At 74.9% G+C, this 1,739-nt stretch carries 3 protein-coding genes; all 3 read right to left on the bottom strand.

Going from position 1 to position 1,739, the window contains the following annotated elements:
* Nucleotides 1-390 (bottom strand): imidazole glycerol phosphate synthase subunit HisF (gene hisF, locus DY240_RS22860; RefSeq protein WP_233552838.1); only part of this gene is annotated, 390 nt, incomplete at its 3' end.
* The gene (gene priA, locus DY240_RS22855) at nt 387-1,112 is read right to left on the bottom strand and encodes a bifunctional 1-(5-phosphoribosyl)-5-((5-phosphoribosylamino)methylideneamino)imidazole-4-carboxamide isomerase/phosphoribosylanthranilate isomerase PriA (protein ID WP_119662090.1); all 726 of its coding nucleotides are present in this window, start codon (nt 1,110-1,112) and stop codon (nt 387-389) included. The genes priA and hisF, both read right to left, overlap by 4 nt.
* The coding region (locus tag DY240_RS22850) for a class I SAM-dependent methyltransferase (protein ID WP_119662089.1) at nt 1,112-1,739 on the bottom strand (628 nt) is incomplete at its 5' end. The genes priA and DY240_RS22850, both read right to left, overlap by 1 nt.

Genomic DNA, 1,739 nt, shown 5'->3' with positions numbered 1-1,739 from the left:
GACCGACAGCACGAGCACCTGGTTGCCGAACCGCTGCGCGATCTCGGCGACCAGCTCGGGCCGGGCGACGGCGGCGGTGTTGACGCCGACCTTGTCGGCGCCGGCGCGCAGCAGGCGGTCGACGTCGTCGACGGAGCGGACGCCGCCGCCGACGGTCAGCGGGATGAACACCTGCTCGGCCGTGCGCGAGACGACGTCGTACGTGGTGGACCGGTCGTCCGAGGACGCGGTGATGTCGAGGAACACCAGCTCGTCGGCGCCCTCGGCACCGTAGGCGGCGGCCAGCTCGACCGGGTCGCCGGCGTCGCGCAGGTCGGTGAACCGCACGCCCTTGACGACGCGGCCGGCGTCGACGTCGAGGCAGGGGATGACGCGGACCGCGACGCTCAAGACGTCGCCACCTTCAGCGCCTCCTCCAGCGTGAACTGGCCGGCGTACAGCGCCTTGCCGATGATCGCGCCCTCGACGCCCAGCGGGACGAGCGAGCGCAGCGCGGCGACGTCGTCGAGGCTGGAGACCCCGCCCGAGGCCACCACCGGCTTCGACGTCCGCGCGCAGACCTCGCGGAGCAGGTCGAGGTTGGGGCCGCGCAGCGTGCCGTCCTTGGTGACGTCGGTGACGACGTAGCGGGCGCAGCCGTCGCGGTCGAGCCGCTCGAGCACCTCCCACAGGTCGCCGCCCTCGCGGGTCCAGCCGCGGGCGGCCAGCGTGGTGCCCCGCACGTCCAGCCCGACGGCGACGCGGTCGCCGTAACGGGCGATGGCCGACGCCGTCCACTCAGGGTCCTCCAGCGCCGCGGTGCCGAGGTTGACCCGCCGGCAGCCGGTCGCGAGCGCGGCGGCCAGCGACTCGTCGTCGCGAATGCCGCCGGACAGCTCGACGTCGACGTCCAGCCGGCCGACGACCTCGGCGAGCAGCTCGCGGTTCGAGCCGCGCCCGAACGCGGCGTCGAGGTCGACCAGGTGCACCCAGGGCGCGCCGGCGCTCTGCCAGGCCAGCGCCGCCTCCAGCGGGTCGCCGTAGGACGTCTCGGAGCCGGCCTCGCCCTGGACCAGGCGCACGGCCTGGCCGTCGGCGACGTCGACGGCCGGCAGCAGCTCGAGGACCGCCATCAGAGCTTCACCGCCCGGAAGCGCAGCCGGCGGTAGTCGGCCCACCAGGCGTCGTCGTGCCACAGAGCCGGCCGGGCGATCTCCTCCGCTCGTGCCAGCACCTCCTCGGGCAGCCCCTCGACCTGCGCGGAGGCGAACATCTCCAGCCACTTCCGCAGGCCGTCGGGGCCGGTCAGCTTGGTCGGCCGGTCGTAGAAGTCGAGCTGGCGGATCTCCAGCCCGGCGTCCTCGAGCATGGCGGCGTACTCGGCCGGCGAGTTGAAGAACCACGGCCACGTGCGGTCGGGCAGGCCCACCTCGCGGCAGGCGCGGTCGACGGCGGCCGTGATGGACGCGACGTTGCCGGTGGCGCCCATCTCGGCGACGAACCGGCCGCCGGCGCGCAGCGCGTCGGAGACGCAGCCCAGGACCTCGACCTGCGCCGGCATCCAGTGCAGCGCGGCGTTGGAGACGACGGCGTCGACGGGCTCGTCGACGGTGAAGTCGTGCGCGTCGGCGACCCGCAGCTCGGCGGCGTCGCCCAGCCGCTCGCGGGCGGCGTCGATCATCGCGGGGTCGGCGTCCAGGCCGATGACGCGGGCGCCGGCGTCGATCAGCCGCTGCGTCAGCTCGCCGGTGCCGCAGCCG

Origin of the sequence: Jiangella rhizosphaerae (assembly GCF_003579925.1) — a bacterium.
In the GTDB taxonomy this organism is placed as follows: domain Bacteria; phylum Actinomycetota; class Actinomycetes; order Jiangellales; family Jiangellaceae; genus Jiangella; species Jiangella rhizosphaerae.
The sequence above is the reverse complement of the archived record's forward strand: the minus strand, read 5'-3'. Positions and strand labels throughout refer to the sequence as shown.

Coding starts and splice junctions, on each gene's coding strand:
- priA (WP_119662090.1), bottom strand. CDS start 1,112: ATGGCGGTCCTCGAGCTGCTGCCGGCCGTCGACGTCGCCGACGGCCAG.